Raw genomic sequence first — 20713 nt, 5'->3', positions numbered from 1 at the left:
GCGGCTTTTTTTAGCTTCAGGCGGCGATTTTGTCGATCAGGCCCATTTCGCCCGAGGACATCAGCTTGTCGATGTCGATCAGGATCAGCATACGCTCATCGACCGTTCCCAGTCCCACCAGGTAGTCTGAATTGAACGCCGTTCCCATTTCCGGCGCCGGCTTGATCTGGTCGGGCGTGAGCGTGGTCACGTCCGAGACGCTGTCAACCACCATGCCCATGATGCGCCCGCCGATATTGAGGATGATGACCACGGTGAACTGGTCATACACGGGCGTGCCGAGCTTGAACTTGATGCGCATGTCGACCACGGGGATGATGATGCCGCGCAGGTTGATCACGCCCTTGATAAATTCGGGCGCATTGGCAATCCGGGTGACGGCTTCATAGCCGCGAATTTCCTGCACCTTCAAGATGTCGATGCCGTATTCCTCGGAGCCGAGTGTAAAGGCCAGAAATTCGCTGCCTGCGCCGTCCTTGCCGTCGCTCGGCTTGGACATGGATGAAGAGATGGACATGATGGAATCCTAATGGTGAAAATAATGGTGAAAAGCGCGTGTTCGCTATGAAAAAATGGTGTCGTCGGCCAGCTGGCGCGACGAGCGCATCAGGGCCGACACATCGAGGATCAGCGATACGCCGCCGTCGCCCAGGATGGTGGCGCCGGAAATGCCCGTCACCTTGCGGTAGTTCGATTCGAGATTCTTGACCACGACCTGCTGCTGGCCGACCAGGTCGTCGACGAACAGCCCGGCCTTGCGCCCGTCCGCCTCCAGGATCACGACAATGCCTTCGCACGGATCGGTAAATCGGGGCACGATGTCGAACATCTGGTGCAGCGGGATCAAGGGCAGGTAGTCGCCGCGCACCTTGATCACGCGCCCGCTGCCGGAGATTTCCTTGACGTCTTCCGGGGCCGGCTGCAGCGACTCGACCACGAAGCCAAGCGGCAGGATGTAGACTTCTTCGCCGCAGCGAATCGACATGCCATCCAAAATGGCGAGCGTGAGCGGCAGCGAAATCGAGATCGTGGTGCCGAAACCCTTGGCCGAACGGATATCGACCGTGCCGCCCATGGCGGTGATGTTGCGCTTGACGACATCCATGCCCACGCCGCGTCCCGAGACGTCGGTGACCGCTTCGGCGGTGGAAAAGCCGGGCGCGAAAATGAGCTGCCATACTTCGCTGTCGGTCATGCTCTCGCTTACCGGCAGGCCGCTTTCCAGCGCCTTTTGCAAGATCCGGTCGCGATTCAAGCCGCCGCCGTCGTCCGACACTTCGATGACGATGTTGCCGCCCTGGTGGCCGGCCGACAGGAACAGACGCCCCGCTTCGGTCTTGCCGGCGGCCATGCGCGCTTCCGGCATTTCAATGCCGTGATCGATACTGTTGCGCACCAGGTGGGTGAGCGGATCGACGATGCGCTCGATCAGCCCCTTGTCAAGTTCGGTGGCCGCGCCGTGGGTGATGAAGTCCACCTTCTTGCCCAGCTTGGCGGCCAGGTCGCGCACCATGCGCGGAAAGCGCGAGAACACAAAGTCCATCGGCATCATCCTGATCGACATGACCGCTTCCTGCAGGTCGCGCGTGTTGCGCGTGAGCTGGGAGACGCTGCCGAGCAAGCGCTCGTGGACCATGGGATCGAGGTTTTCGCTGCGCTGCTCGATCATGGCCTGGGTGATCACCAGTTCGCCGATCAAGTTGATCAACTGGTCGACCTTTTCAATCGAGACCCGGATCGAGGACGATTCGGCGGCGGCTTTGTCATCTTTTTTGCCACCTTTTTTCTCAAGCGACTCCGTCACTTCCAGCGCTTCGATGCGCGCGGCCTGCGGCGCGGCCTTGCGCGCCGCCACGGGCGTGTCGGTGATGCCGGCCGCGGCGCGGATCATCTCAATCGGCTGGAAAAAGCCATAGCCGCGCTCTTCGTCGGTCTGGGCCAGGGCCGTCTGCGGCGCCGCTTCGTCGACCGGGTCGAAAAAACCGTAGCCCTGCGCGTTTTCGACCTTGGCGCGCGCCTTGTCTTCAATGGCGCGCTGCTCGCTCGTCAAGGCCGGCGCCTCGAACATTTTCAGGTCATCCGGATCGAGCACGAACGAACAGATCGCCACGATGTCGTCGAGCGACTCGTGGGTGGTCACAACGAGCGCGTAACGCTCCCCGCCCAGCGGCACCACCGATACGCTGCCCAGCAAACCCAGTTCGGCCGCCAGCGCATCCACGTCGCGCTGCGGCACCACGGGCAGCTCGATGCGAAAGCGCCGCCCGCCCGGGCCGGCCTTGATCTTGGTCTCGGCCCGCGCGAAGGAAGGCGCGCTCGGCGCGGCCAGCGGTGGCGCATCTTGCGAGAGCTCTTGCAGCATCATGCGCACGTTGGCCACCGCATCCTGGTCAACCGGCGTATGCAGGCGGTGGCCGTCGAGCTGCATCTTGAGGATATCCTTGGCCGCCAAAAAGGCGTCCACGTGTTCGGACGTGAGCGCCATTTCGCCTTTGCGAATGCGGTCGAGCAGCGACTCGAGGATGTGGGTCACCTCGGTCATGTCGTTCAGACCGAACGTGGACGAGCCGCCCTTGACCGAATGGGCCGTGCGGAAAATGGCGTTCAAGTCTTCGGCGTCCGGCGCGGCAATGTCGACAGCCAGCAGCAGGCGCTCCATTTCAGCCAGCAGTTCTTCGGCCTCGTCAAAAAAGACCTGGAAAAACTGGCTTATGTCGATCGTCATGGTGAAGCTCCATCCGTTTCGCGGTACATCATTGCGGTACTCCCAACGCGGGCCTGTGGCCGGTCAGCCGATCACTTTCTTGACCACTTCGATCAAGCGCTGCGGGTCGAACGGCTTGACCAGCCAGCCGTTGGCGCCCGCCGCCCTGCCCTTTTGCTTCATCTCGTCGGAAGACTCGGTGGTGAGCATCAGGATCGGCGTCTTTTCGTACGTCGGCAGGCCGCGCAGCAGTTTGATCAGGGTCAGGCCGTCCATGCGCGGCATGTTCTGGTCGGTCAGCACCAGGTCCACGCTTTGCAGCTTTGCCTTTTCCAGGCCATCCTGGCCGTCGACCGCTTCCACCACCAGGTAGCCGGCCGCCTTCAGGCTGAAGGCCACCATCTGGCGCAATGAACTGGAATCGTCGACTGCGAGTATTGTTTTAGCCATCTTTGCTCCTGCTGTGTAAATCCGGGCACATGCCCTTGTTGTCGTTGAGAGTAGACCGAAGCTGCCAGGTGCCGAGGCGCTAGAACAGTTCGATGTCGCCACTTTCCAAGTGCTGCTGATTGACTGCTTTTCTTAACACGCTGCGCAGCTCGAGCGACTGGATCGCCAGGGCCATGCTCACTTTGCCAAGCAGTTCGACGATTTCTTCGCTGCCGCTCTCGGGCGCCACCACCGCGCCATGCGCGCCCAGCGTACCGAGAAAATCGCGCAGGCCGCCCACGCGCTTGATGGTGCGCTCGATCAGCTGGCTGGTCATGTCCTGGAACTGCATGCTGGTGATTGCCATGTTGACGTGCTCGCCAACCTCGCCCGACATGCCGCCAAGGCGCGCGCTTTCGTCGGCGCTTGGCGTGCCGCCCGCCAGCAGCAGGTCAATCGTGTCCTGGCGCGAACCGACCGCGTTGTGGATCGCCATGAAGCTGCCGGTCAGCTTGTCGATCGCTTCCTCGAGCAGCAGGCCGGTCTGGATCAGGTCCGTCTCGACTTCGGTCAAGTGCCGTCTGCCGTGGTCGGAAACGCCGGTAAGCAGGCGCTTGACATGCGAACCCAAGATCTTTTTTCTTGCCATTCAACTTCTCCAGTGTCCAGACCGCGCATTAATGCGCGGGTGTCTTTGCTGCCGTAATCGGCGGCGCCAGCGTGGCTGCCGCTTCAGGCTTGGAAACCACCTCCGGCTCGGGTACCTCGATCGACGAGGCGCCGTCGCGCATCACCGCTTCTTCGGTCCTCTTGTTCATGACGATGATGCTGATGCGCCGGTTGATCGCATTAAAAGGGTCTTTCGCGTCCAGGTGGGCGGCCGAGGCCAGGCCCACCACGCGCAAGATCTTGGCGTCGCTCATGCCGCCCAACACCAGTTCGCGGCGCGAGGCGTTGGCGCGGTCAGACGACAGTTCCCAGTTGCTGTAGCCGGTGTCGCTCATGTAGGGCGTTGAATCGGTGTGGCCCGACAGGCCGATCCGGTTCGGCACTTCATTGAGCACCATGCCGATCACATGCAAGATCTCGGCCGTGTAAGGCTGCACGCGCGCGCTGGCCAGCGCGAACATCGGACGATTTTGCTCGTCGACGATCTGGATCCGCAAGCCTTCGCTGGTGATGTCGAGCAGCAGCTGCTTCTGGTACTTTTTCAGCAGCGGGTTCGCTTCGATGGTGGCCTCAATCTTGGCCTTGAGCGACTTGAGGCGCTTCGATTCTTCGGCCACCAGCACCGCCTTGGCCGCTTTCAGGTCATAGGTTTTTTTCTCAGGCGCCGTCTCGCCTTTTTTTACCTGGCCGTTCTGGCGCGTCAAGTCCGTGCCGCCGCCCTTGATCACCGACGAACTGTCGCCGCTGCCCGAGCCGCCCGCCATGGCCACCTTGAGCGGGGTGCCGAAGTATTCGGAAATGCCGTTCAGGTCGCCCTTGCTGGTCGAGCCCAGCAGCCACATCAGCAGGAAGAAGGCCATCATGGCGGTCACGAAGTCCGCGTACGCAATTTTCCACGCGCCGCCATGGTGGCCGCCGGCGGTTTTCTTGATGCGTTTGACGATTATCGGTCGCAAGCCGTCATCGGCCATAGGTGCTCCGGCAGGTAAGCATCGTGCGTTTAAAAAGCGGGTGCATCATGCGTTTACTTGGTCTTCGACTTCTTGATGTGCTCTTCCAGTTCCGAAAACGTCGGGCGCTCGGTCGAGTACAGCACCTTGCGGCCAAATTCCACCGCCAGCGCGGGCGCGTAGCCATTCAGGCTGGCCAGCAGCGTCACTTTCACGCACTGGAACATCTTGGTCGACTCTTCGAGCTTTTGTTCGAGCAGGCTGGCCAGCGGACCCACAAAACCGTAGGCCAGCAAAATACCTAGGAAGGTGCCCACCAGCGCCTTGGCGATCAGGATGCCCAGTTCGGCCGGCGGAATGCCCACCGACTCCATCGTGTGCACCACGCCCATCACGGCCGCCACAATGCCGAACGCCGGCAAGCCGTCACCGAGCTTGGCGATCACGTGGCCCGGTACCGCGCCTTCGTGGTGGTGGGTCTCGATTTCGTTGTCCATCAGGTTTTCGATCTGGAACGCGTCCATGTTCCCGGACACCATCAGGCGCAGATAATCGGTCATGAATTCGACGATATGATGGTCCGACAGCACGCCCGGATACTTGGAAAACAGCGGGCTTTCTTCGGGCTTGTCGATATCGCCTTCGATCGACATCAAGCCTTCCTTGCGCACCTTGGACAGGACGTCGAACAGCAGCGACATCATCTCCATGTACAAATCTTTGGTATGGCGCGAACCCTTGAACAATGACGGAATCGCCTTCATGGTCGCCTTGATCGATTTGCCGTTATTGCCGACAAAAAAAGCGCCCAGCGCGGCGCCGCCGATCATCACCAGTTCGAGCGGCTGGAACAGCGACGCCAGGTGACCGCCGCTGGCGGCAAAGCCGCCAAACACCGAGGCGCACACGATGATGTATCCGATAATGACTAACAAAGCGTGCTGGCTCCCATGGTCGAAAAAGCATGCGTAACGTCAAGGCAAGAACATCACACGCATGCTGCATATTTAATTTACATACGGAACTACAATAGCCTGCAAATGCTTGCCGAGCAAGGGAAAACGCCCTGTTTGTCGCCTAAAAGTGCCAGACATAAAGCGACGGTCCGCGCCCTGTGGGCACAATGTCAAGATCGGGTGCTCTTTCCGTTATCAAGAATTCATAGCTCAGCAAAATCGCGCCGGAACGCATCTCGCGCGCCGCCTTTTTGTAGAGCGCGCTCATGGCCGCCGGCGACAGGTAAGCGAAGACAGCGTCGTAGTGGGCAAAGTTGAGTTGTTCATAATCGCCGCGCAAAAAACGCGCGCCGCTGTTGGCCATTTTTGCGCGCAGGCGGCTCACCAGCCACGGCAATGGCGCAAGTTCAATGCCCTCGCATTGCGCATGCGGGCGGCGCTTCGCAAGCTCAAGCACCAGGCCGCCCAGGCCACTGCCGATGTCGATCACGCGCAGCGGACGCTCAAGCGGCAGCAGGCGCGCGACCTCGTCCCACACGCGCCGGCCGGACGGGTAATACGGGACCTGGGTGCGAAAGGTGGACCAGTACAGGGCGAGCAAAAACAGGAAGCCGGCCAGGAACACGCGTGGCGAAATGGCCAGCAACTGCCCTTGCAGCAGCGCGAGGGGAAACAGCAGTTCGATGGCGAGCCACCAGGGGGCGAGTTTGCGCCACCAGGTGAGCAGGCTGGCGAACACACCCTGGATCAGGGCGACGGCGGCGTAACCGGGGGCCAGGCCGGCGCGCGCAAAAAAGTAGACGCAGACCAGCGTGAGGGGAAATGCGGCGCATTGCAGCACCAGCGCCTGCACGGCGGGGGCGCGCCAGACGCGGCCCAGGGCAAGGCTCACACCCGGCCCTCGAAATGGCGGTGTGACGCGGCCGAACCGCCAATCACGAATTATCAAGCGCCGCCGCAGCGGCAGCGTCCCTGGATTTTTTGGTCTTGCCCGCGCGCGAAGGCATGTGGCACAGCCCGCACAGATAATCCTGGTTCAAGTCCATGCAATTGACCACGAACTTGCCATGGCATTTTTTGCATGGCGCCATGGCCAGCATTTTGCTGTGAAAAAAACGCACCAGCGTCCAGGCGCGCGTGAGCGAGAGCAAGGGCTCTTCGCCCGGCTCCGGCGGCATTTGTTCGAGGTACAGTTTGTAGGCCTTCATCACCGCTTCAATCCCCGTCGCACCGGCATGGTCGACCAGGAACTTGTGAATGTTGATGAACAGCGAAGAATGAATATTTGGCTGCCAGGTCAGGAACCAGTCGGTTGAAAACGGCAGCATGCCCTTGGGCGGCGAGACGCCCTTGAGTTCCTTGTACAGCTTGAGCAAGCGCTCGCGCGACAGCGATACTTCCGTTTCGAGCAACTGGAGCCGGGCGCCAAGCTGGATCAGTTCGATTGCAAGCTGGATTTCGTGCGCCTCGGTGACAACGCTTTTCTTGCTCATGTCTGCGGCTCCAGCAATCCTTGCTTACGCAATCTCTTCGACTGCCTGGCCCGCCATCAGGATGGCGGCGTGCGACTGGGCCAGTACACGGTCTTTGTTGTAATTGGTCAGCATGGAAAGAATAGCACTATCGTCAAAGCGGAAGCGCGCGAGCATCATGTTGCCGCCGGCCAGTTTCAGGATCTGGGCGTTGCTCATACTCTCGATCAGGTCGGCAATGTCGGCGGCGATGCCGAGGCGAAAAATCGCGGTCACCTTATCAGCACGAATCATCTGCTGAGCGAGCATCAGGTAGCTCAGGTTTGCATCACGAATTTCAGCCATCATGTCGTTCGCTGTCATGTCCATCTCCTTGTATTGCGTTAACTCGTTGCGTTAGTTCGGCGCCGGTACGTATTGCCGATGAGATACATTCTGACTGTGCGGAAACTATTCAGGAATAGGTCAGCGGCTGTATTTTGCGTCGGAGAATGACGAGATAGACCCGTAAGAGTTTGTCTTACAAACCCTGCCGGATCATTGTCGCGCCCCTATGGTAACAGGGGGCAATGAGAGGTGATTTACTGTAGAACTTGCTACAACTTGGCGACACTATTCATGTCGTCTTGTACCGGTAACGTCAAACTTTTTGAAAACTTTAGGCTTTTTTTGAATTTTTTTCCGCAACCCATTTCTGCCTGTCTGACTCGGTAACGGCGTCACTTTCCGGAACTTGAGGATTTTTTCGAAAATACTTTAAATAATTTTCAAGAAAGCCATGCCACGCCAAAACTAGCGCAATATTAGCATAAAAACCACCGAAGTCTTTATCGGCCGCTTCACGATTCTTGTTAAACTGCTGTCCTCACCTCAAATGTTTGAGGCTTAAAGTACTTTCAAGGTGCCCGAATGATCCGTAACGACTGCCTGGCCCTCGACGCCGGGGACGCCCTCGCGCCGCTGCGCGAACTGTTCGCCCTGCCCGAGGGCGTCATCTACCTCGATGGCAACTCGCTGGGCGCCCGGCCCAAAGCCGCTCTCGCCCGCGCGCAGGACGTCATCGCGCGCGAATGGGGCATGGACTTGATCGGCAGCTGGAACACGGCCGGCTGGTTCGACCTGCCCAAACGCCTGGGCGACCGCCTGGCGCCGCTGATTGGCGCGCGCGCCGGCGAAGTGGTAGTCAACGACACCACCTCGCTCAACCTGTTCAAGGCGCTGGCCGCCGCGCTCCGGATGCAGGCCGGCGGCCCCCACGCCGCGCGGCGCGTATTGGTCACCGAGCGCAGCAACTTCCCGACCGATATCTATATGGCGCAGGGCCTGACCAGCTGGCTCGATCGCGGCTACGAGGTCCGGCTGGTCGATTCGGTGGACGAACTATCGGCCGCCATCGACGCCGATACCGCCGTCGTGATGCTCACCCACGTCAACTACCGCACCGGCTACCAGCACGACATGGCCGCCTTGTCGGCGCATGCCCACGCCATGGGCGCGCTGATCGTGTGGGACCTGGCCCATTCCGCCGGCGCGGTGCCGCTCGACTTGCACGCGGACGGCGCTGACCTGGCGGTGGGCTGCACCTACAAGTACTTGAATGGCGGCCCCGGCGCGCCAGCCTTTATCTGGGTGCCGCAGCATCACCAGGCAGCCTTTGCCCAGCCGCTCTCGGGTTGGTGGGGTCACGCCAGTCCGTTTGCGATGTCGCCCCAGTTCGAGCCGGTTGACGGCATCGGGCGCGCGCTGTGCGGCACCCAGCCGATCGTCTCGCTGAGCATGGTCGAATGCGGCCTCGACGTGTTCGAGCGGACCGGCATGCAGGCCATTCGCGCCAAGTCGCTGGCGCTGACCGATCTGTTCATCGCGCTGGTGGAACAGCGCTGCGCCGCCCACCCTTTGGTCCTGGAGTCCCCGCGCGAGCATGCGCGCCGCGGCAGCCAGGTCAGCTTCGCCCACCCGCATGGCTACGCAGTGATGCAGGCACTGATCGCGCGCGGCGTGATTGGCGACTACCGCGAGCCGGCCATCATGCGCTTCGGCTTCACGCCACTGTATACCAGCTTCGCCGATGTCTGGGATGCAGTCGACATCCTCAGCCAGATCCTCGACGCTCAAGATTACGATGTCGCCGCCCGCCGCGGCGCGGTTACCTAAGGAACCGATATGTCCAATGAAGAAGGCAAATGCCCCGCCGGCGCCAGCTGGCACGGCGCCAAGATGGATTTCAGCGAAGCGATGAGCTATGGCGACTACCTGGGGCTCGAACAGATCCTCAATGCCCAGCATCCGCGCTCGCCCAATCACAATGAAATGCTGTTCATCATCCAGCACCAGACCAGCGAGTTGTGGCTCAAGCTGATGCTGCACGAAATGCAGGCCGTGCGCACCAACTTGCGCGCGAACGAACTGGCGCCGGCGTTCAAGATGCTCGCGCGCGTGGCGCGCATCATGGACCAGCTGGTGCATGCATGGGATGTGCTGGCGACGATGACGCCGCCCGAATACACGGCCATTCGCCCGTTCCTGGGCGCTTCGTCGGGCTTTCAGTCGTACCAGTACCGCGAACTCGAATTCATCTTGGGGAACAAGAATGCGTCGCTGCTGTCCGTGCTCGACACGGCGCCCGACGCACATGCGATCCTCGCGCGCGAACTGCATGCGCCGTCGGTGTACGACGAAGCGGTGCTGCTGCTCGCGCGCAGCGGCTTTCACATCGCGCCCGAGCGGCTCAATGCCGACTGGACGCTGCCCACCGCGCATGACGACAGCGTCAAGGCGGCGTGGCTGGACGTGTACCAGGACCCTTCCCGGCACTGGGCGCTCTATGAGCTGGCCGAAAAACTGGTCGACCTGGAGACGGCATTCCGGTTCTGGCGCTTCCGACACGTGACGACGGTCGAGCGCATTATCGGCTTTAAAACGGGAACCGGTGGTACCGCGGGGGTGAGCTATTTGCGCAAAATGCTCGATGTGGTGCTGTTTCCCGAACTGTTCTCGCTGCGCACGGCGCTTTAATAGGATCTTTTAGTATCTCCTTCACAACACGGCGGCCATGAAATATTAATCAAAAAGAAATTTTAACGGCCAGATAGGGGTAAAATCCTGTTTTGTTTCCCATCCTGCCCGTGCAAAGAGTCCCCATGAAACGTTTCGTAGAACCGGCCAAGGCCGTCATTGTCACTGTCGGGGGTGCGGTCAATGACGCGTCCGACCTGCTCAAGCAGGACGGCGAACTCAAACGGGGGATGGGGCTGGTCAGCGGCGTGGTCGCCCTCAGCCTGGGCATGTTGTGCCTGATGGGCGTACTGGCGTTTCACTTCCCGCAGTACCTGACCACGCCCGAGCTGCGGCGCAACTACAATCCGGACATCATTCGCCACATCATGTTCGCCGCCCTCGTCATCGCCGGTTCGATCAGCCTGCTCAACGTCCTGTTCCGGCGCCACCGCGGCCTGAACGCGATTGCCCTCCTATTCGTGGTTGCCTGCCTGGCGCTGGGCGGCTCGCACGTGCCGGTGGCGGACTTTCCGGACAATACCCCGTACATCGGCCTGGACTGGTTCATTCTCGACCTGCTCGGCTCCACCGTGATTTTCGCGGCCATTGAAAAGATGTTCCCTCTGTACAAAGGCCAGATGCTGTTTCGCAAGGAATGGCAGACCGACCTGGTCCACTTTGCGGTGAACCACTTCATTGTGGGCCTGGCGCTGCTGACGGTGAATTTTGCGATCCACCGGCTGTTTGGCTGGCTTGCCAACGATAGCGTGCGCGCGGCGGTGCAGTCGCTGCACTTTGTGCCGCAGCTGCTGCTGGCCATCCTCGCTGCCGACTTGGTGCAGTACTGGACGCACCGCTCGTATCACGAGATTCCTTTCTTGTGGCGCTTCCACGCGGTGCACCATTCGGCCAAGACCATGGACTGGCTGGCCGGCTCGCGCCAGCATTTGCTCGAACTGATCGTCACGCGCGTGGGCGTGCTGGGAATTTTGTATGTGCTGGGCTTTGAAAAGCATGTAATGGACATGTATATCGTGGTGGTCGGCTTCCAGGCCGTGTTCAACCACGCCAACGTGCATTTGCCGTGGGGGCCAGTCAAGTACGTCATCGTCACGCCCGATTTTCACCACTGGCACCACTCGTCGGACGATGTCGCGATCGACCGCAATTACGCCGCCCACTTCGCCTTTATCGATCACCTGTTCGGCACCGCGATCAAGGGCCAGACCGGCTTTCCCGAAAAGTACGGCGTGCAGGGCGACTACATGCCCGATGGTTTCCTCAGGCAGTTGATGTTTCCGTTCCGCAAGCAAAAGTAGGCTGGCGAACTTTGGCTTTAGAATGAAGCCAATTACACCAGCCGGGAGACGCAATGGATTGCAACGTGTTGACGCTGGCGGGCCTGTGGAATTCGGGACCGCATCATTGGCAGACGCTGTGGGAACACAAGCATCCGGAGTGGGTGCGCGTGGCGCACCGCGACTGGAATAGTCCCGATTGCCATGAGTGGGTGGCCGAACTGGACGCAGCGATTGCCGCCTGTGACGGGCCGCCGCTGCTGGTGGCGCACAGCCTGGGGACGATGCTGGTGGCACAGTGGGCGCGGTCCGGTTCCGAACTGAAGATCGCGGGGGCGTTCCTGGTGGCGCCCAGCGATGTTGAGGCGCCGTCGTATCCGGTCGAGGCGAACGGCTTTGCGCCGGTGCCGATGGACAGGCTGCCGTTTCCCAGCGTGGTGCTGGCCAGTAGCGATGATCCGTTTCTCCAGATTGAACGGGCGCACTCGTTTGCCCAGGCGTGGGGGAGCAGGTTTGTCGAGATTGGGCCGGCAAGGCATGTGAATGGCGATGCGGGGTATGGGGAGTGGCCGCAGGGGGAAACGCTGCTGGAAGAGTTTTGTAGGGACTTGGGGAAATAGTCGATCCAGGACCAGTTAGCTCTTCTGGCATCGCGAAATCGCATTTGGCCACTCGAAAGCCTTGACAACGGATCGGGCGGTAGGTCGGATTGCGCTTACGCTTATCCGACCTACGCACTACGCTCGTGACGAGCGTTACCCCTACTGCGAAAGCTACGTGCGCGAGGACGATGAGGGTTTCCGCAAAATGTAGGCGAAAAAAAGCCGTTCAGCTTTCACTGAACGGCTTTTTGCTTGACGCAGTGCTTACTTGGTTGTCGACGCCAGCAGCATCTCATTCAAGCGCTTCACGAACGTGGCCGGATCGCTCAGCGAACCGCCCTCGGCCAGCAGCGCCTGGTCGAACAGGATATGCGCCCAGTCGGCAAACTGCGTGCTCTCGGCGCCTTCATACTTCAGGCGCGTCACCAGCGGGTGATTTGGATTGATCTCCAAAATCGGCTTGGACTCCGGTGCATTCTGACCCGCAGCCTTGAGCATGCGCAGCAGGTTCCCCGACAGCTCGTTTTCGTCCGCCACCAGGCACGCCGGCGAATCGGTCAGGCGGAACGTCACGCGCACGTCCTTGGCCTTCTCGCCCAGCGCCGCCTTCATGCGCTCGACCAGGTCCTTGTACGCGCCTTCGGTTTCCTCGTGCTCCTTTTTCTCGGCTTCGTCTTCCAGGCCGCCCAGATCCAGGCCGCCCTTGGCCACCGACACCAGCTCCTTGCCTTCGAACTCGGTCAGGAACGACAGCATCCATTCGTCCACGCGGTCCGTCATCAACAGCACTTCGACGCCCTTCTTGCGGAAGATCTCGAGGTGCGGGCTGTTCTTGGCCGCCGTATAACTGTCGCCGGCCGCGTAATACACCTTCTCCTGGCCTTCTTTCATGCGCGCGATGTAGTCGGTCAGCGATGTATTCTGCTCGTCGCTTTCGTTGGCCGTGGAAGCAAAACGCAGCAGCTTGGCGATGCGGTCCTTGTTGCCGGCGTCCTCGCCAATGCCTTCTTTGAGGACCTGGCCGAATTCCTTCCAGAACGTGCTGTATTTGTCCTTCTTTTCCTGCTCGTCGGCGTTGGCCAATTCTTCGAGCATGCCCAGCACGCGCTTGGTGGAACCCTCGCGGATCACCTTGACGTCGCGCGACTCCTGCAAGATTTCGCGCGAAACGTTCAGCGGCAGGTCGTTCGAGTCGATCACGCCCTTGATGAAGCGCAGGTAGGCCGGCATCAACTGCTCGGCGTCGTCCATGATGAAGACGCGCTTGACGTACAGCTTGATGCCGCCGCGCTTGTTGCGGTCCCATAGGTCGAACGGCGCGTGCGCAGGCACGTACAGCAGCTGCGTGTATTCGCTGCGCCCTTCAACGCGGTTGTGCGTGAGCGTCAGCGGGGCCTGGAAGTCGTGCGAGACGTGCTTGTAGAACTCGTCGTACTGCTCGGGCGTGATGTCAGCCTTGTTGCGGGCCCACAGCGCGCTGGCCTGGTTCACCGTTTCGAATTCATCCTTCAGGACCGATTCGTTTTTCTCGGCGTCCCACTCGTCCTTTTGCATCAGGATCGGCAGCGAGATATGGTCGGAATACTTGCGGATGACCGATTTGAGCTTCCAGCCGGAGAGCAGTTCCTCTTCGCCCGCACGCAGGTGCAAAATCACGTCGGTGCCGCGGCCGACCTTCTCGATCGCTTCGACGCTGTAGTCGCCCTCGCCGGCCGACTCCCAACGCACGCCTTCGGCCGCTTCTACGCCGGCGCGGCGCGTTTCGACCGTGATCTTGTCGGCCACGATAAAGCCGGAATAAAAGCCCACGCCGAACTGGCCGATCAGCGCTGCGTCAGCCTGCTGGTCGCCCGACAGTTTGCCGAAAAACTCCTTGGTGCCGGACTTGGCGATCGTGCCCAGGTGCGAAATGACGTCGTCCCGGCTCATGCCGATGCCATTGTCGGAAATGGTGACGGTTTTGGCTTCCTTGTCGAAGGTGACCTTGATTTTCAGTTCATGGTCGCTTCCGTACAGGGCGTCATTGTTGATCGCCTCGAAGCGCAGCTTGTCGGCCGCGTCGGACGCGTTCGAAATGAGCTCGCGCAGGAAAATCTCCTTGTTCGAGTACAGGGAGTGAATCATCAGTTGCAGCAACTGCTTTACTTCAGCTTGAAATCCAAGGGTTTCTTTTTCGGCGACAGCCATTTTTAGTCCTCGTTTGAGACGGGTTGAACGGATTAAACGGATATGCGGCGCCTTTCGGCGATTTCAAGAGTCAATTTGCAAAGTACGGTTGACGTTTTCAGCATTTCCCGGTACCTTGCACTCGTTTTCCATTTTCGGAGCCCAACATGGGTACTTGTTCGAGTGATAGTTGCAGCCAGAGCCTGTCTGGCCCCGCCTCGGCAAGATAACGCAGTTTACTGTCGTCGTCTTGCTTCCGGCAGATGATGGCAAGTGGAACCGAACCTCGGTTCGTCTACTTCCCCACGTTTTTTACACCGCGCCGCAAGGCGGCCGCTTTGCCCGCTTGCGCCATGTGCGTCCAGGCGCCGGCAGGCGCGCCCGCACGATGCCGCGCGCGTCCCTGTTGGAGAATGACGATGAACGATGTGATCACCCCCACCACAACGGCAAGCGCAGCTGGCGCATCCTGGCTTGACAAACTCGGCCCTGGCCTGATCACCGGCGCCGCCGACGACGACCCGAGCGGCATTGCCACCTATTCGCAGGCGGGCGCGCAGTTCGGCCTCACGATGCTGTGGACCGTCCTGTTCACCTATCCCTTGATGGTAGGCATTCAGCTAGTCAGTGCCCAGATCGGCCGCGTCAGCGGAAAAGGCTTGGCCGGCAACATTCGCGAGCATTTTTCGCCGGCGCTGGTGTATGCCGTCGTGTCGCTGCTGCTCGTGGCCAACACCGTCAACATCGCCGCCGACGTATCAGCGATGGGCGAGGCGGCCACCCTCATCGTGGGCGGCTCGTCGCGCTGGTACGCGGCGCTGTTTGGCACCATTTCCCTGCTGCTGCAGGTGTTCATTCCATATCACAGCTATGTGCGCATCCTGAAGTGGCTCACGCTCGCGCTGCTCGCTTATGTTGCTACGGTTTTCACCGTCAACGTGCCCTGGTTTGCCGTGGCAGGCGCCACGTTCATGCCGCACATTGAATGGACGCCTGCCTACATCACGACGATGGTCGCCGTCTTCGGCACGACCATCAGCCCCTATCTGTTTTTCTGGCAAGCATCGCAGGAAGTCGAGGAGCAGCAAGCCTGCCCGCTCAGCGCCCCCTTGCGCGAGGCGCCACACCAGGCACAGGCGCACTTTCACCGGATCAAGGTCGACACGGTCATCGGCATGGGGTTTTCCAACCTGGTCGCCTTTTGCATCATCCTCACTGCCGCGGTCACCTTGCATATGCACGGCATCGACACGATCGACACCTCGGCCCAGGCAGCGGCGGCGCTGCGCCCGCTCGCTGGCGAGTTTGCGTTTGCCATGTTCAGCGCCGGCATTATTGGCACCGGACTGCTGGCGGTGCCGGTACTGGCCGGCTCGGCCGCGTATGCCATGGCGGGCGCCTTTGGCTGGCGCAAAGGACTAGGGAAAAAGGCATCCCAAGCCAAGCGCTTCTACGGCATCATTGCCGTGTCGACCTTGGTGGGTATCGCACTCGGTTTTACGGGGCTCGATCCGATCAAGGCGCTGTACTGGAGCGCCGTCATCAATGGCGTCATCTCGGTGCCGATCATGGCCGTGATGATGCTCATGGCCGGCCGCAGCGCGATCATGGGGCAATTCGTGGTCAGAGGACGGCTCAGAGGGTTGGGCTGGAGCGCCACCGCGATCATGGCGCTCGCTGTCCTGTCAATGTTCGTCATGATGGCGCTCTGAGCGAGGCGGTACAGGATTAAATCAGGTACCATCGGCGACATGGACGCCCATCGCACGCTTGAATTCTGGTTCGACTTCGGCAGCAACTACAGCTACCTTGCCATGCTGCGCGTGGAGGCGCTCGCCGCGCAGCGCGATGTTCGCGTGGTGCTCAAGCCCTTCTTGCTCGGCCCGATCTTCAAGTCGTTTGGATGGGAAAGCTCACCCTTTGTTCTGCAGGCCAAAAAGGGCGCGTACACGTGGCGCGACATGGAACGCCAGTGCGCAAAATACGGCCTGCCCTGGAACAAGCCGAGCGTGTTCCCACGCCGCGCGCTGCTGCCGATGCGCGTGGCGATCGCCGCTGAGGGCCAACCGTGGCTCGGCCAATTTTGCAGGCGGATCATGCATGCCAACTTTGTCGACGACCGCGAGATTGATGACGCGGCGACGGTGACCGAGGTGCTGGCAGCGCTGCAGCTCGCGCCCGATGCATGGATTACCCTGGCGCAGGAGGATGCGACCAAGGCTGCGTTGCGGGCGCAATCGACCAAAGCGGCGGCGCGCGGCATCTTTGGCGCGCCGACTTTTTTTGTTGGCGATGAAATGTTTTGGGGTAATGACCGGCTGGAGGATGCGCTGGAATATGCGCGGGGCCGGCGGCGTTTTGCGCCGATAGCACCGGCTCCAGATTAACGGCCGCAAGTCCCATAGGCACATCGCCAGCCCTGTGCCCCGCTGCTACCGCGAACAGTAAATCATTTCGCCAGTTCACGCTCCAGAAACGCCCACGCATCCGGCTCCTGCATAGTCGCCACATTTAGGCGCATCCGGTGACTAGGCAACTGGCTCGGCGAAAACAAACTCCCCGGCGCGAGCAACAGGCCCTCCCCCATCGCTCGCTCGGCCAGCACATTGGTATTCCTGCCGGCATCGACCCACACGAACATCCCCGCCGGCGGCGCCACATCGACCTTCAGGCCCACGCGCTCCATCTGGCGCACCGTCTTGGCGCGTACCGCGTCGAGCTTGCCCCGCACCCGGTCCACGTGCTTGCGGTACAGCCCTTCCGACAAAATCTTGTACACCACGCGCTCGCCGATGTCGCTGGTGGTGAGCGTGGCGAGCATCTTGCGGTCGCACAGCCGCTGCGCCCATTCGGGCGAGGTGGCGATGAAGCCAACGCGCAAATTGGCCGCCAAGGACTTGGAAAAGCCGCCCAGATAAATTACGCGCTGCAGCTGGTCAAGCGCGGCCAGCCTGGTGGCCGGCTGCACGGCGGACCCCGGATGCAGGTCGCAATAGATATCATCCTCGACGATGGTAAAGCCGTGCTCCTCGGCCAGGCGCAGCACCTGGAATGCCTTGGCCGCCGACAGCGAGGTCGAGGTCGGGTTATGCAGCACCGAGTTGATCACGTACAGCTTGGGCTTGTGAATGGCAGCCAGCCGCGCCAGCTGCGCAATGTCAGGCCCATCGGCCAGGCGCGCGATGCCAATCACTTTCGCGCCCAGCGCGGCAAAAGACCCGAACATCAAAAACCAGGCCGGGTCGTCGACAAAGATGGTGTCCCCGGGGCGCGTGAATTCGCGCGCCACCAGGTCCAGCGCCTGCGTCACGCCGACGGTAGTGACGATCTGCTCGGGAGCAGCCTCAATCTCGAACTCGGCCAGTTTCAGCTGCAGTTGCTGGCGCAGCGGCAGAAAGCCTTGCGGCGCGCCGTAATTGAGCAAGGCGTTCGCGCTCTGGCGCGTGATCGAGCGCAGCGCATTGGCGATCAGCGGACCATCAAGCCATTCAACCGGCAGCACGCCCGAACCGGGCACCTTTTGCAGCGGCGCCTGCCGGAACATATTTCGGATCAACCAGACGACATCGAGCGGCTTGGCCTCGTGTTCGCGGGGATCGGCCGCCGCAGCGGCAGGGCCGGAGCGTTCGCCCGTATTGAGCGGCGAGCGCTCACGGACAAAAAAACCGGCGCCGCGGCGCGATTCCACATAACCCTTGGCCACCAGCTTGTCGTAACTGGCCACCACGGTAAATGCCGACACCCCGTGCGCGGCGGCGAACGCGCGGATCGAGGGCATGCGCGCGCCGCTGCGCAGCAGCTTGTCGTCGATGCGGGCGGCAACGGCGCGCACAATCTGGTCGATCAGCGACTCGCCGCCATCGCGCGCAAGGGGCGCTAGCAAAGGAAAACTTGTATTGGTCATGGCACCATTACAGTATATGAAATTATATGGAAAAGTGTATTGGTACTGTACTTGTTTTTTCGTCTAGGATACACCTATCGCCCACCTGACGAAAGCCGAATATGTATCAGCCCTCCCTTGCCGAACTTGACGTTGCCGCCGCCATCGTTTATCGCGCCATGCCGGCCACGCCCCAGTACTCGTGGCCGCAACTGAACCAGGCGCTGGGGGCAGAAGCCTGGGTCAAGCACGAAAATCACACGCCGCTGGGCGCTTTTAAAACGCGCGGCGGCCTGGTCTACATGGAGCGGCTCAGGGACCGCCTGCCCGAGCTGCGCGGCGTACTGGCCGCCACCCGCGGCAACCACGGCCAGTCGGTCGCTTTTGCGGCGCAGCGCCACGGCTTGCAGGCAAAGATTTTTGTCCCGTTCGGCAACAGCGTCGAGAAAAACGCCGCCATGCGCGCGCTCGGCGCGCAGTTGACGGAAGTAGGCGACGACTTCCAGGCGTGCCGCGAACACGCTGCGCGCGTAGCCGAAACCGAAGGCCTGCACATGGTGCCATCCTGGCACCCGGACCTGGTGGCTGGCGTTGCCAGCGGCTATCTGGAATTGTTCCGGGCCCAGAGCGACCTCGATGTGCTGCTGGTTCCCATCGGCCAAGGTTCGGGCATCTGCGCAGCAATCGCCGCGCGCAATGCGCTCGGCGTCAAGACGCGCATCGTCGGCGTCGTCTCCAGCCATGCGCCCACCTACCAGTTGTCGTTTCGCGCCGGGCGCGCCGTTCCCGCGCCCGTGACGACCAAGGTGGCCGACGGCCTGGCCTGCCGTCAGCCTGACGAAGGCTCACTTGCCGCCATCTTCGAGTACGTCGACGACGTCCTGGCCGTGACGGACGATGAAGTCGCGCACGCCATGCGCCTGTACTACCGCGCCACCCACAACCTGGCCGAAGGCGCGGGCGCCGCAGCGCTGGCAGCGGCCCTGCAGCACAAGGATAGCGCGCTCATCAAAGGGCGCAAGGTGGGCTTGCCGCTCACGGGCGGCAATGTTGACGCTGACTTGTTCCGCCAGATATTGCAGGGGCCGTGATGCGCGCGGCTCCTGGCAGCTTATCTGGCGCCGTCACCGGCGGCCTGTCCGATGAAACGGCCGGCATGCTGCTTGGCCTGGTTGGCGTGGCCATGTTCGGCCTGACCTTTCCTGCGACCCGGCTCGCCGTGGCCGAACTGCCGCCGGAATTCGTGGCGCTGGGCCGCGCCGTCGCTGCGGCCGTGCTGGCGCTCATCTGGCTGCTATGCAAGCGCCTGCCCTTCCCGCCGCGCTGCGCGCTGCTGCCGCTGGCCGGCGTGGCGGGCGGCTGCATCATCGGCTTTCCGTGGCTGACCTCGATCGCCCTGCAAACCCTGCCGGCGTCGCACGGCGCGGTACTGGTCGGCATCCTGCCGCTGGCAACGGCCGCTTTCTCGGCCCTGCGCGGCAATGAGCGACCGTCGCCCGGGTTCTGGGCAATGGCGCTGGCGGGTTCCGCGCTCGTCATCGGCTTTGCCCTGCACCAGAGCGGCGGCACGTTCCACCGGGCCGACCTGTTGATGTTCGCAGCCGTGATCCTGGCTGCCATCGGTTACACCGAAGGCGCGCGCCTGTCGCAGAGCATGGGCGGAGCGCAAGTGATCAGTTGGGCGCTGGTGTTGTCAGCGCCCTTGATCGCCCCGCTGCTGGTGGCGCTGTGCTGGCCGCATGCCGCCATCATCGCGCAGGCCGGGCCCAAGGCGTGGCTGGGATTTGCCTACGTGGCCGCGTTTTCAATGTATATCGGCTTCTTTTTCTGGTATGGCGGCATGGCGCGCGGCGGCATTGCGCGCGTCGGCCAGGTGCAGCTGGTGCAGCCCTTCATCACGCTGGCCGGCGCCTGGCTGATTTTGGACGAACCGCTGGCGCCGTCCAATTTCCTGTTCGCCGCCGCCGTCATCACGGTGGTGGCCGCCGGCAGGAAAATGCAGGTAAAACGCTGATTAAACGATAGTTGATGTCGCAATTGCGATGGGAATGCCCCGCAGAGCGACGTACAATACCGGCTTGCCTACCCACCAAGATGAGAAACCCATGTCTGTCTACGAAAAGCTCAAAGCACTCAACATCACCCTGAAAGCGCCTGCGGCACCGGTGGCCGCCTACGTGATGCATGTACAAACCGGCAACCTGGTGTTTTTGTCGGGGCACCTGGCGCGCACCGCCGACGGCGCCGTCATCGTTGGCCAGCTGGGCAAGGACGTCAGCGTCGAGCAAGGCCAGCAGGCAACGCGCCAGATCGCCATCGACTTGATCGGCACCTTGCAGGAAGCCTGCGGCGGCGACCTGAACCGGGTCACCCGCATCGTCAAGCTGACCAGCCTGGTCAATTCGACGTCGGCGTTTACCGACCATCACCTGGTCACCAATGGCGCCTCGGCGCTGTTTGGCGAGGTTTTTGGCGAGGCCGGCAAGCATGCGCGCGCCGCCTTCGGCGTGGCGCAAATTCCCCTGGGCGCCTGCGCCGAGATCGACATGGTTGTAGAAATAGCGTAGTTTTTTCTCCGAATCCGGAC

20 protein-coding genes are annotated in these 20713 nt (G+C 61.5%); 9 read left to right on the top strand and 11 right to left on the bottom strand.

Annotated elements, in window-relative coordinates; genetic code table 11:
- Positions 1-16: 16 nt before the first annotated feature.
- The 9 genes from ACP7BV_RS22775 to flhD all read right to left on the bottom strand — a co-directional run bounded on the left by ACP7BV_RS22775 (position 17) and on the right by flhD (position 7543).
- Complete coding sequence (locus ACP7BV_RS22775) at positions 17-517, bottom strand: chemotaxis protein CheW (protein ID WP_426107032.1); 501 nt, start codon at positions 515-517, stop codon at positions 17-19.
- Positions 518-562: 45 nt separating this feature from the next.
- A complete protein-coding gene (gene cheA / locus ACP7BV_RS22770; protein WP_426107031.1) occupies positions 563-2725 on the bottom strand; it encodes a chemotaxis protein CheA in 2163 nt (720 codons plus the stop codon).
- Positions 2726-2788: 63 nt separating this feature from the next.
- The gene (locus tag ACP7BV_RS22765; RefSeq protein WP_426107030.1) at positions 2789-3154 is read right to left on the bottom strand and encodes a response regulator; all 366 of its coding nucleotides are present in this window, start codon (positions 3152-3154) and stop codon (positions 2789-2791) included.
- 79 nt (positions 3155-3233) lie between these two features.
- Positions 3234-3782, bottom strand: a complete 549-nt coding sequence (locus tag ACP7BV_RS22760) for a chemotaxis protein (protein ID WP_426107029.1) — start codon at positions 3780-3782, stop codon at positions 3234-3236.
- A gap of 28 nt (positions 3783-3810) precedes the next feature.
- A complete protein-coding gene (gene motB / locus ACP7BV_RS22755) occupies positions 3811-4773 on the bottom strand; it encodes a flagellar motor protein MotB (protein WP_426107028.1) in 963 nt (320 codons plus the stop codon).
- A gap of 53 nt (positions 4774-4826) precedes the next feature.
- Entirely contained in the window at positions 4827-5687 is an 861-nt protein-coding gene (gene motA / locus ACP7BV_RS22750) for a flagellar motor stator protein MotA (protein ID WP_426107027.1), read from the bottom strand.
- Positions 5688-5829: 142 nt separating this feature from the next.
- Positions 5830-6600 carry an SAM-dependent methyltransferase gene (locus tag ACP7BV_RS22745; protein ID WP_426107026.1) on the bottom strand — a complete coding sequence of 257 codons (771 nt, stop codon included), beginning with the start codon at positions 6598-6600 and terminating at the stop codon, positions 5830-5832.
- A gap of 43 nt (positions 6601-6643) precedes the next feature.
- Positions 6644-7201, bottom strand: coding sequence for a flagellar transcriptional regulator FlhC (flhC, locus tag ACP7BV_RS22740; RefSeq protein WP_426107025.1), 558 nt, complete (start codon positions 7199-7201; stop codon positions 6644-6646).
- Positions 7202-7225: 24 nt separating this feature from the next.
- The gene (gene flhD, locus ACP7BV_RS22735) at positions 7226-7543 is read right to left on the bottom strand and encodes a flagellar transcriptional regulator FlhD (RefSeq protein ID WP_426107024.1); all 318 of its coding nucleotides are present in this window, start codon (positions 7541-7543) and stop codon (positions 7226-7228) included.
- Between the two features lie 546 nt (positions 7544-8089).
- On the opposite strand from flhD, the gene kynU reads away from it, so the two are divergent.
- From kynU to ACP7BV_RS22715, 4 genes are all read left to right on the top strand, one after another.
- On the top strand, positions 8090-9334 hold the full coding sequence (gene kynU / locus ACP7BV_RS22730; RefSeq protein ID WP_426107023.1) for a kynureninase: 1245 nt from the start codon (positions 8090-8092) through the stop codon (positions 9332-9334).
- 9 nt (positions 9335-9343) lie between these two features.
- Positions 9344-10195: a tryptophan 2,3-dioxygenase gene (gene kynA, locus ACP7BV_RS22725; RefSeq protein WP_426107022.1), complete on the top strand. Its 852-nt coding sequence runs from the start codon at positions 9344-9346 to the stop codon at positions 10193-10195.
- Between the two features lie 125 nt (positions 10196-10320).
- Positions 10321-11496, top strand: a complete 1176-nt coding sequence (locus tag ACP7BV_RS22720) for a sterol desaturase family protein (protein ID WP_426107021.1) — start codon at positions 10321-10323, stop codon at positions 11494-11496.
- 53 nt (positions 11497-11549) lie between these two features.
- Positions 11550-12095 (top strand): RBBP9/YdeN family alpha/beta hydrolase, encoded by a 546-nt coding sequence (locus ACP7BV_RS22715; RefSeq protein WP_426107020.1) that lies wholly within the window; start codon positions 11550-11552, stop codon positions 12093-12095.
- Positions 12096-12341: 246 nt separating this feature from the next.
- Here the strand turns inward: ACP7BV_RS22715 and htpG are convergent, their stop codons facing one another.
- Positions 12342-14264 carry a molecular chaperone HtpG gene (htpG, locus tag ACP7BV_RS22710; RefSeq protein WP_426107018.1) on the bottom strand — a complete coding sequence of 641 codons (1923 nt, stop codon included), beginning with the start codon at positions 14262-14264 and terminating at the stop codon, positions 12342-12344.
- A 398-nt stretch (positions 14265-14662) separates the two neighbouring features.
- On the opposite strand from htpG, the gene ACP7BV_RS22705 reads away from it, so the two are divergent.
- Together ACP7BV_RS22705 and ACP7BV_RS22700 are read left to right on the top strand one after the other, a co-directional pair.
- On the top strand, positions 14663-15955 hold the full coding sequence (locus ACP7BV_RS22705; protein WP_426107017.1) for an NRAMP family divalent metal transporter: 1293 nt from the start codon (positions 14663-14665) through the stop codon (positions 15953-15955).
- A gap of 39 nt (positions 15956-15994) precedes the next feature.
- Positions 15995-16630: a 2-hydroxychromene-2-carboxylate isomerase gene (locus ACP7BV_RS22700; protein WP_426107016.1), complete on the top strand. Its 636-nt coding sequence runs from the start codon at positions 15995-15997 to the stop codon at positions 16628-16630.
- A gap of 62 nt (positions 16631-16692) precedes the next feature.
- Here the strand turns inward: ACP7BV_RS22700 and ACP7BV_RS22695 are convergent, their stop codons facing one another.
- Positions 16693-18147: a PLP-dependent aminotransferase family protein gene (locus tag ACP7BV_RS22695; protein WP_426107015.1), complete on the bottom strand. Its 1455-nt coding sequence runs from the start codon at positions 18145-18147 to the stop codon at positions 16693-16695.
- 101 nt (positions 18148-18248) lie between these two features.
- On the opposite strand from ACP7BV_RS22695, the gene ACP7BV_RS22690 reads away from it, so the two are divergent.
- The 3 genes from ACP7BV_RS22690 to ACP7BV_RS22680 all read left to right on the top strand — a co-directional run bounded on the left by ACP7BV_RS22690 (position 18249) and on the right by ACP7BV_RS22680 (position 20693).
- The gene (locus ACP7BV_RS22690) at positions 18249-19217 is read left to right on the top strand and encodes a threonine dehydratase (RefSeq protein ID WP_426107014.1); all 969 of its coding nucleotides are present in this window, start codon (positions 18249-18251) and stop codon (positions 19215-19217) included.
- Positions 19217-20140: a DMT family transporter gene (locus ACP7BV_RS22685; RefSeq protein WP_426107013.1), complete on the top strand. Its 924-nt coding sequence runs from the start codon at positions 19217-19219 to the stop codon at positions 20138-20140. The genes ACP7BV_RS22690 and ACP7BV_RS22685 overlap by 1 nt, the downstream gene beginning before the upstream one ends.
- Positions 20141-20231: 91 nt before the next feature.
- Complete coding sequence (locus ACP7BV_RS22680; protein ID WP_426107011.1) at positions 20232-20693, top strand: RidA family protein; 462 nt, start codon at positions 20232-20234, stop codon at positions 20691-20693.
- Positions 20694-20713: the final 20 nt, after the last annotated feature.

The organism is Massilia sp. TSP1-1-2, from assembly GCF_049896185.1.
Lineage (GTDB): Bacteria > Pseudomonadota > Gammaproteobacteria > Burkholderiales > Burkholderiaceae_D > Telluria_A.
Note: the sequence above shows the minus strand (reverse complement) of the source record. Positions and strands in the feature narration are given on the sequence as shown.

What these genes read in the sequence shown, in the direction of transcription:
- ACP7BV_RS22775 (WP_426107032.1), bottom strand. Translation starts at nt 517, where the DNA reads ATGTCCATCTCTTCATCCATGTCCAAGCCGAGCGACGGCAAGGACGGC.
- cheA (WP_426107031.1), bottom strand. Translation starts at nt 2,725, where the DNA reads ATGACGATCGACATAAGCCAGTTTTTCCAGGTCTTTTTTGACGAGGCC.
- ACP7BV_RS22765 (WP_426107030.1), bottom strand. Translation starts at nt 3,154, where the DNA reads ATGGCTAAAACAATACTCGCAGTCGACGATTCCAGTTCATTGCGCCAG.
- ACP7BV_RS22760 (WP_426107029.1), bottom strand. Translation starts at nt 3,782, where the DNA reads ATGGCAAGAAAAAAGATCTTGGGTTCGCATGTCAAGCGCCTGCTTACC.
- motB (WP_426107028.1), bottom strand. Translation starts at nt 4,773, where the DNA reads ATGGCCGATGACGGCTTGCGACCGATAATCGTCAAACGCATCAAGAAA.
- flhC (WP_426107025.1), bottom strand. Translation starts at nt 7,201, where the DNA reads ATGAGCAAGAAAAGCGTTGTCACCGAGGCGCACGAAATCCAGCTTGCA.
- flhD (WP_426107024.1), bottom strand. Translation starts at nt 7,543, where the DNA reads ATGACAGCGAACGACATGATGGCTGAAATTCGTGATGCAAACCTGAGC.
- kynU (WP_426107023.1), top strand. Translation starts at nt 8,090, where the DNA reads ATGATCCGTAACGACTGCCTGGCCCTCGACGCCGGGGACGCCCTCGCG.
- kynA (WP_426107022.1), top strand. Translation starts at nt 9,344, where the DNA reads ATGTCCAATGAAGAAGGCAAATGCCCCGCCGGCGCCAGCTGGCACGGC.
- ACP7BV_RS22720 (WP_426107021.1), top strand. Translation starts at nt 10,321, where the DNA reads ATGAAACGTTTCGTAGAACCGGCCAAGGCCGTCATTGTCACTGTCGGG.
- ACP7BV_RS22715 (WP_426107020.1), top strand. Translation starts at nt 11,550, where the DNA reads ATGGATTGCAACGTGTTGACGCTGGCGGGCCTGTGGAATTCGGGACCG.
- htpG (WP_426107018.1), bottom strand. Translation starts at nt 14,264, where the DNA reads ATGGCTGTCGCCGAAAAAGAAACCCTTGGATTTCAAGCTGAAGTAAAG.
- ACP7BV_RS22705 (WP_426107017.1), top strand. Translation starts at nt 14,663, where the DNA reads ATGAACGATGTGATCACCCCCACCACAACGGCAAGCGCAGCTGGCGCA.
- ACP7BV_RS22700 (WP_426107016.1), top strand. Translation starts at nt 15,995, where the DNA reads ATGGACGCCCATCGCACGCTTGAATTCTGGTTCGACTTCGGCAGCAAC.
- ACP7BV_RS22695 (WP_426107015.1), bottom strand. Translation starts at nt 18,147, where the DNA reads ATGACCAATACAAGTTTTCCTTTGCTAGCGCCCCTTGCGCGCGATGGC.
- ACP7BV_RS22690 (WP_426107014.1), top strand. Translation starts at nt 18,249, where the DNA reads ATGTATCAGCCCTCCCTTGCCGAACTTGACGTTGCCGCCGCCATCGTT.
- ACP7BV_RS22685 (WP_426107013.1), top strand. Translation starts at nt 19,217, where the DNA reads ATGCGCGCGGCTCCTGGCAGCTTATCTGGCGCCGTCACCGGCGGCCTG.
- ACP7BV_RS22680 (WP_426107011.1), top strand. Translation starts at nt 20,232, where the DNA reads ATGTCTGTCTACGAAAAGCTCAAAGCACTCAACATCACCCTGAAAGCG.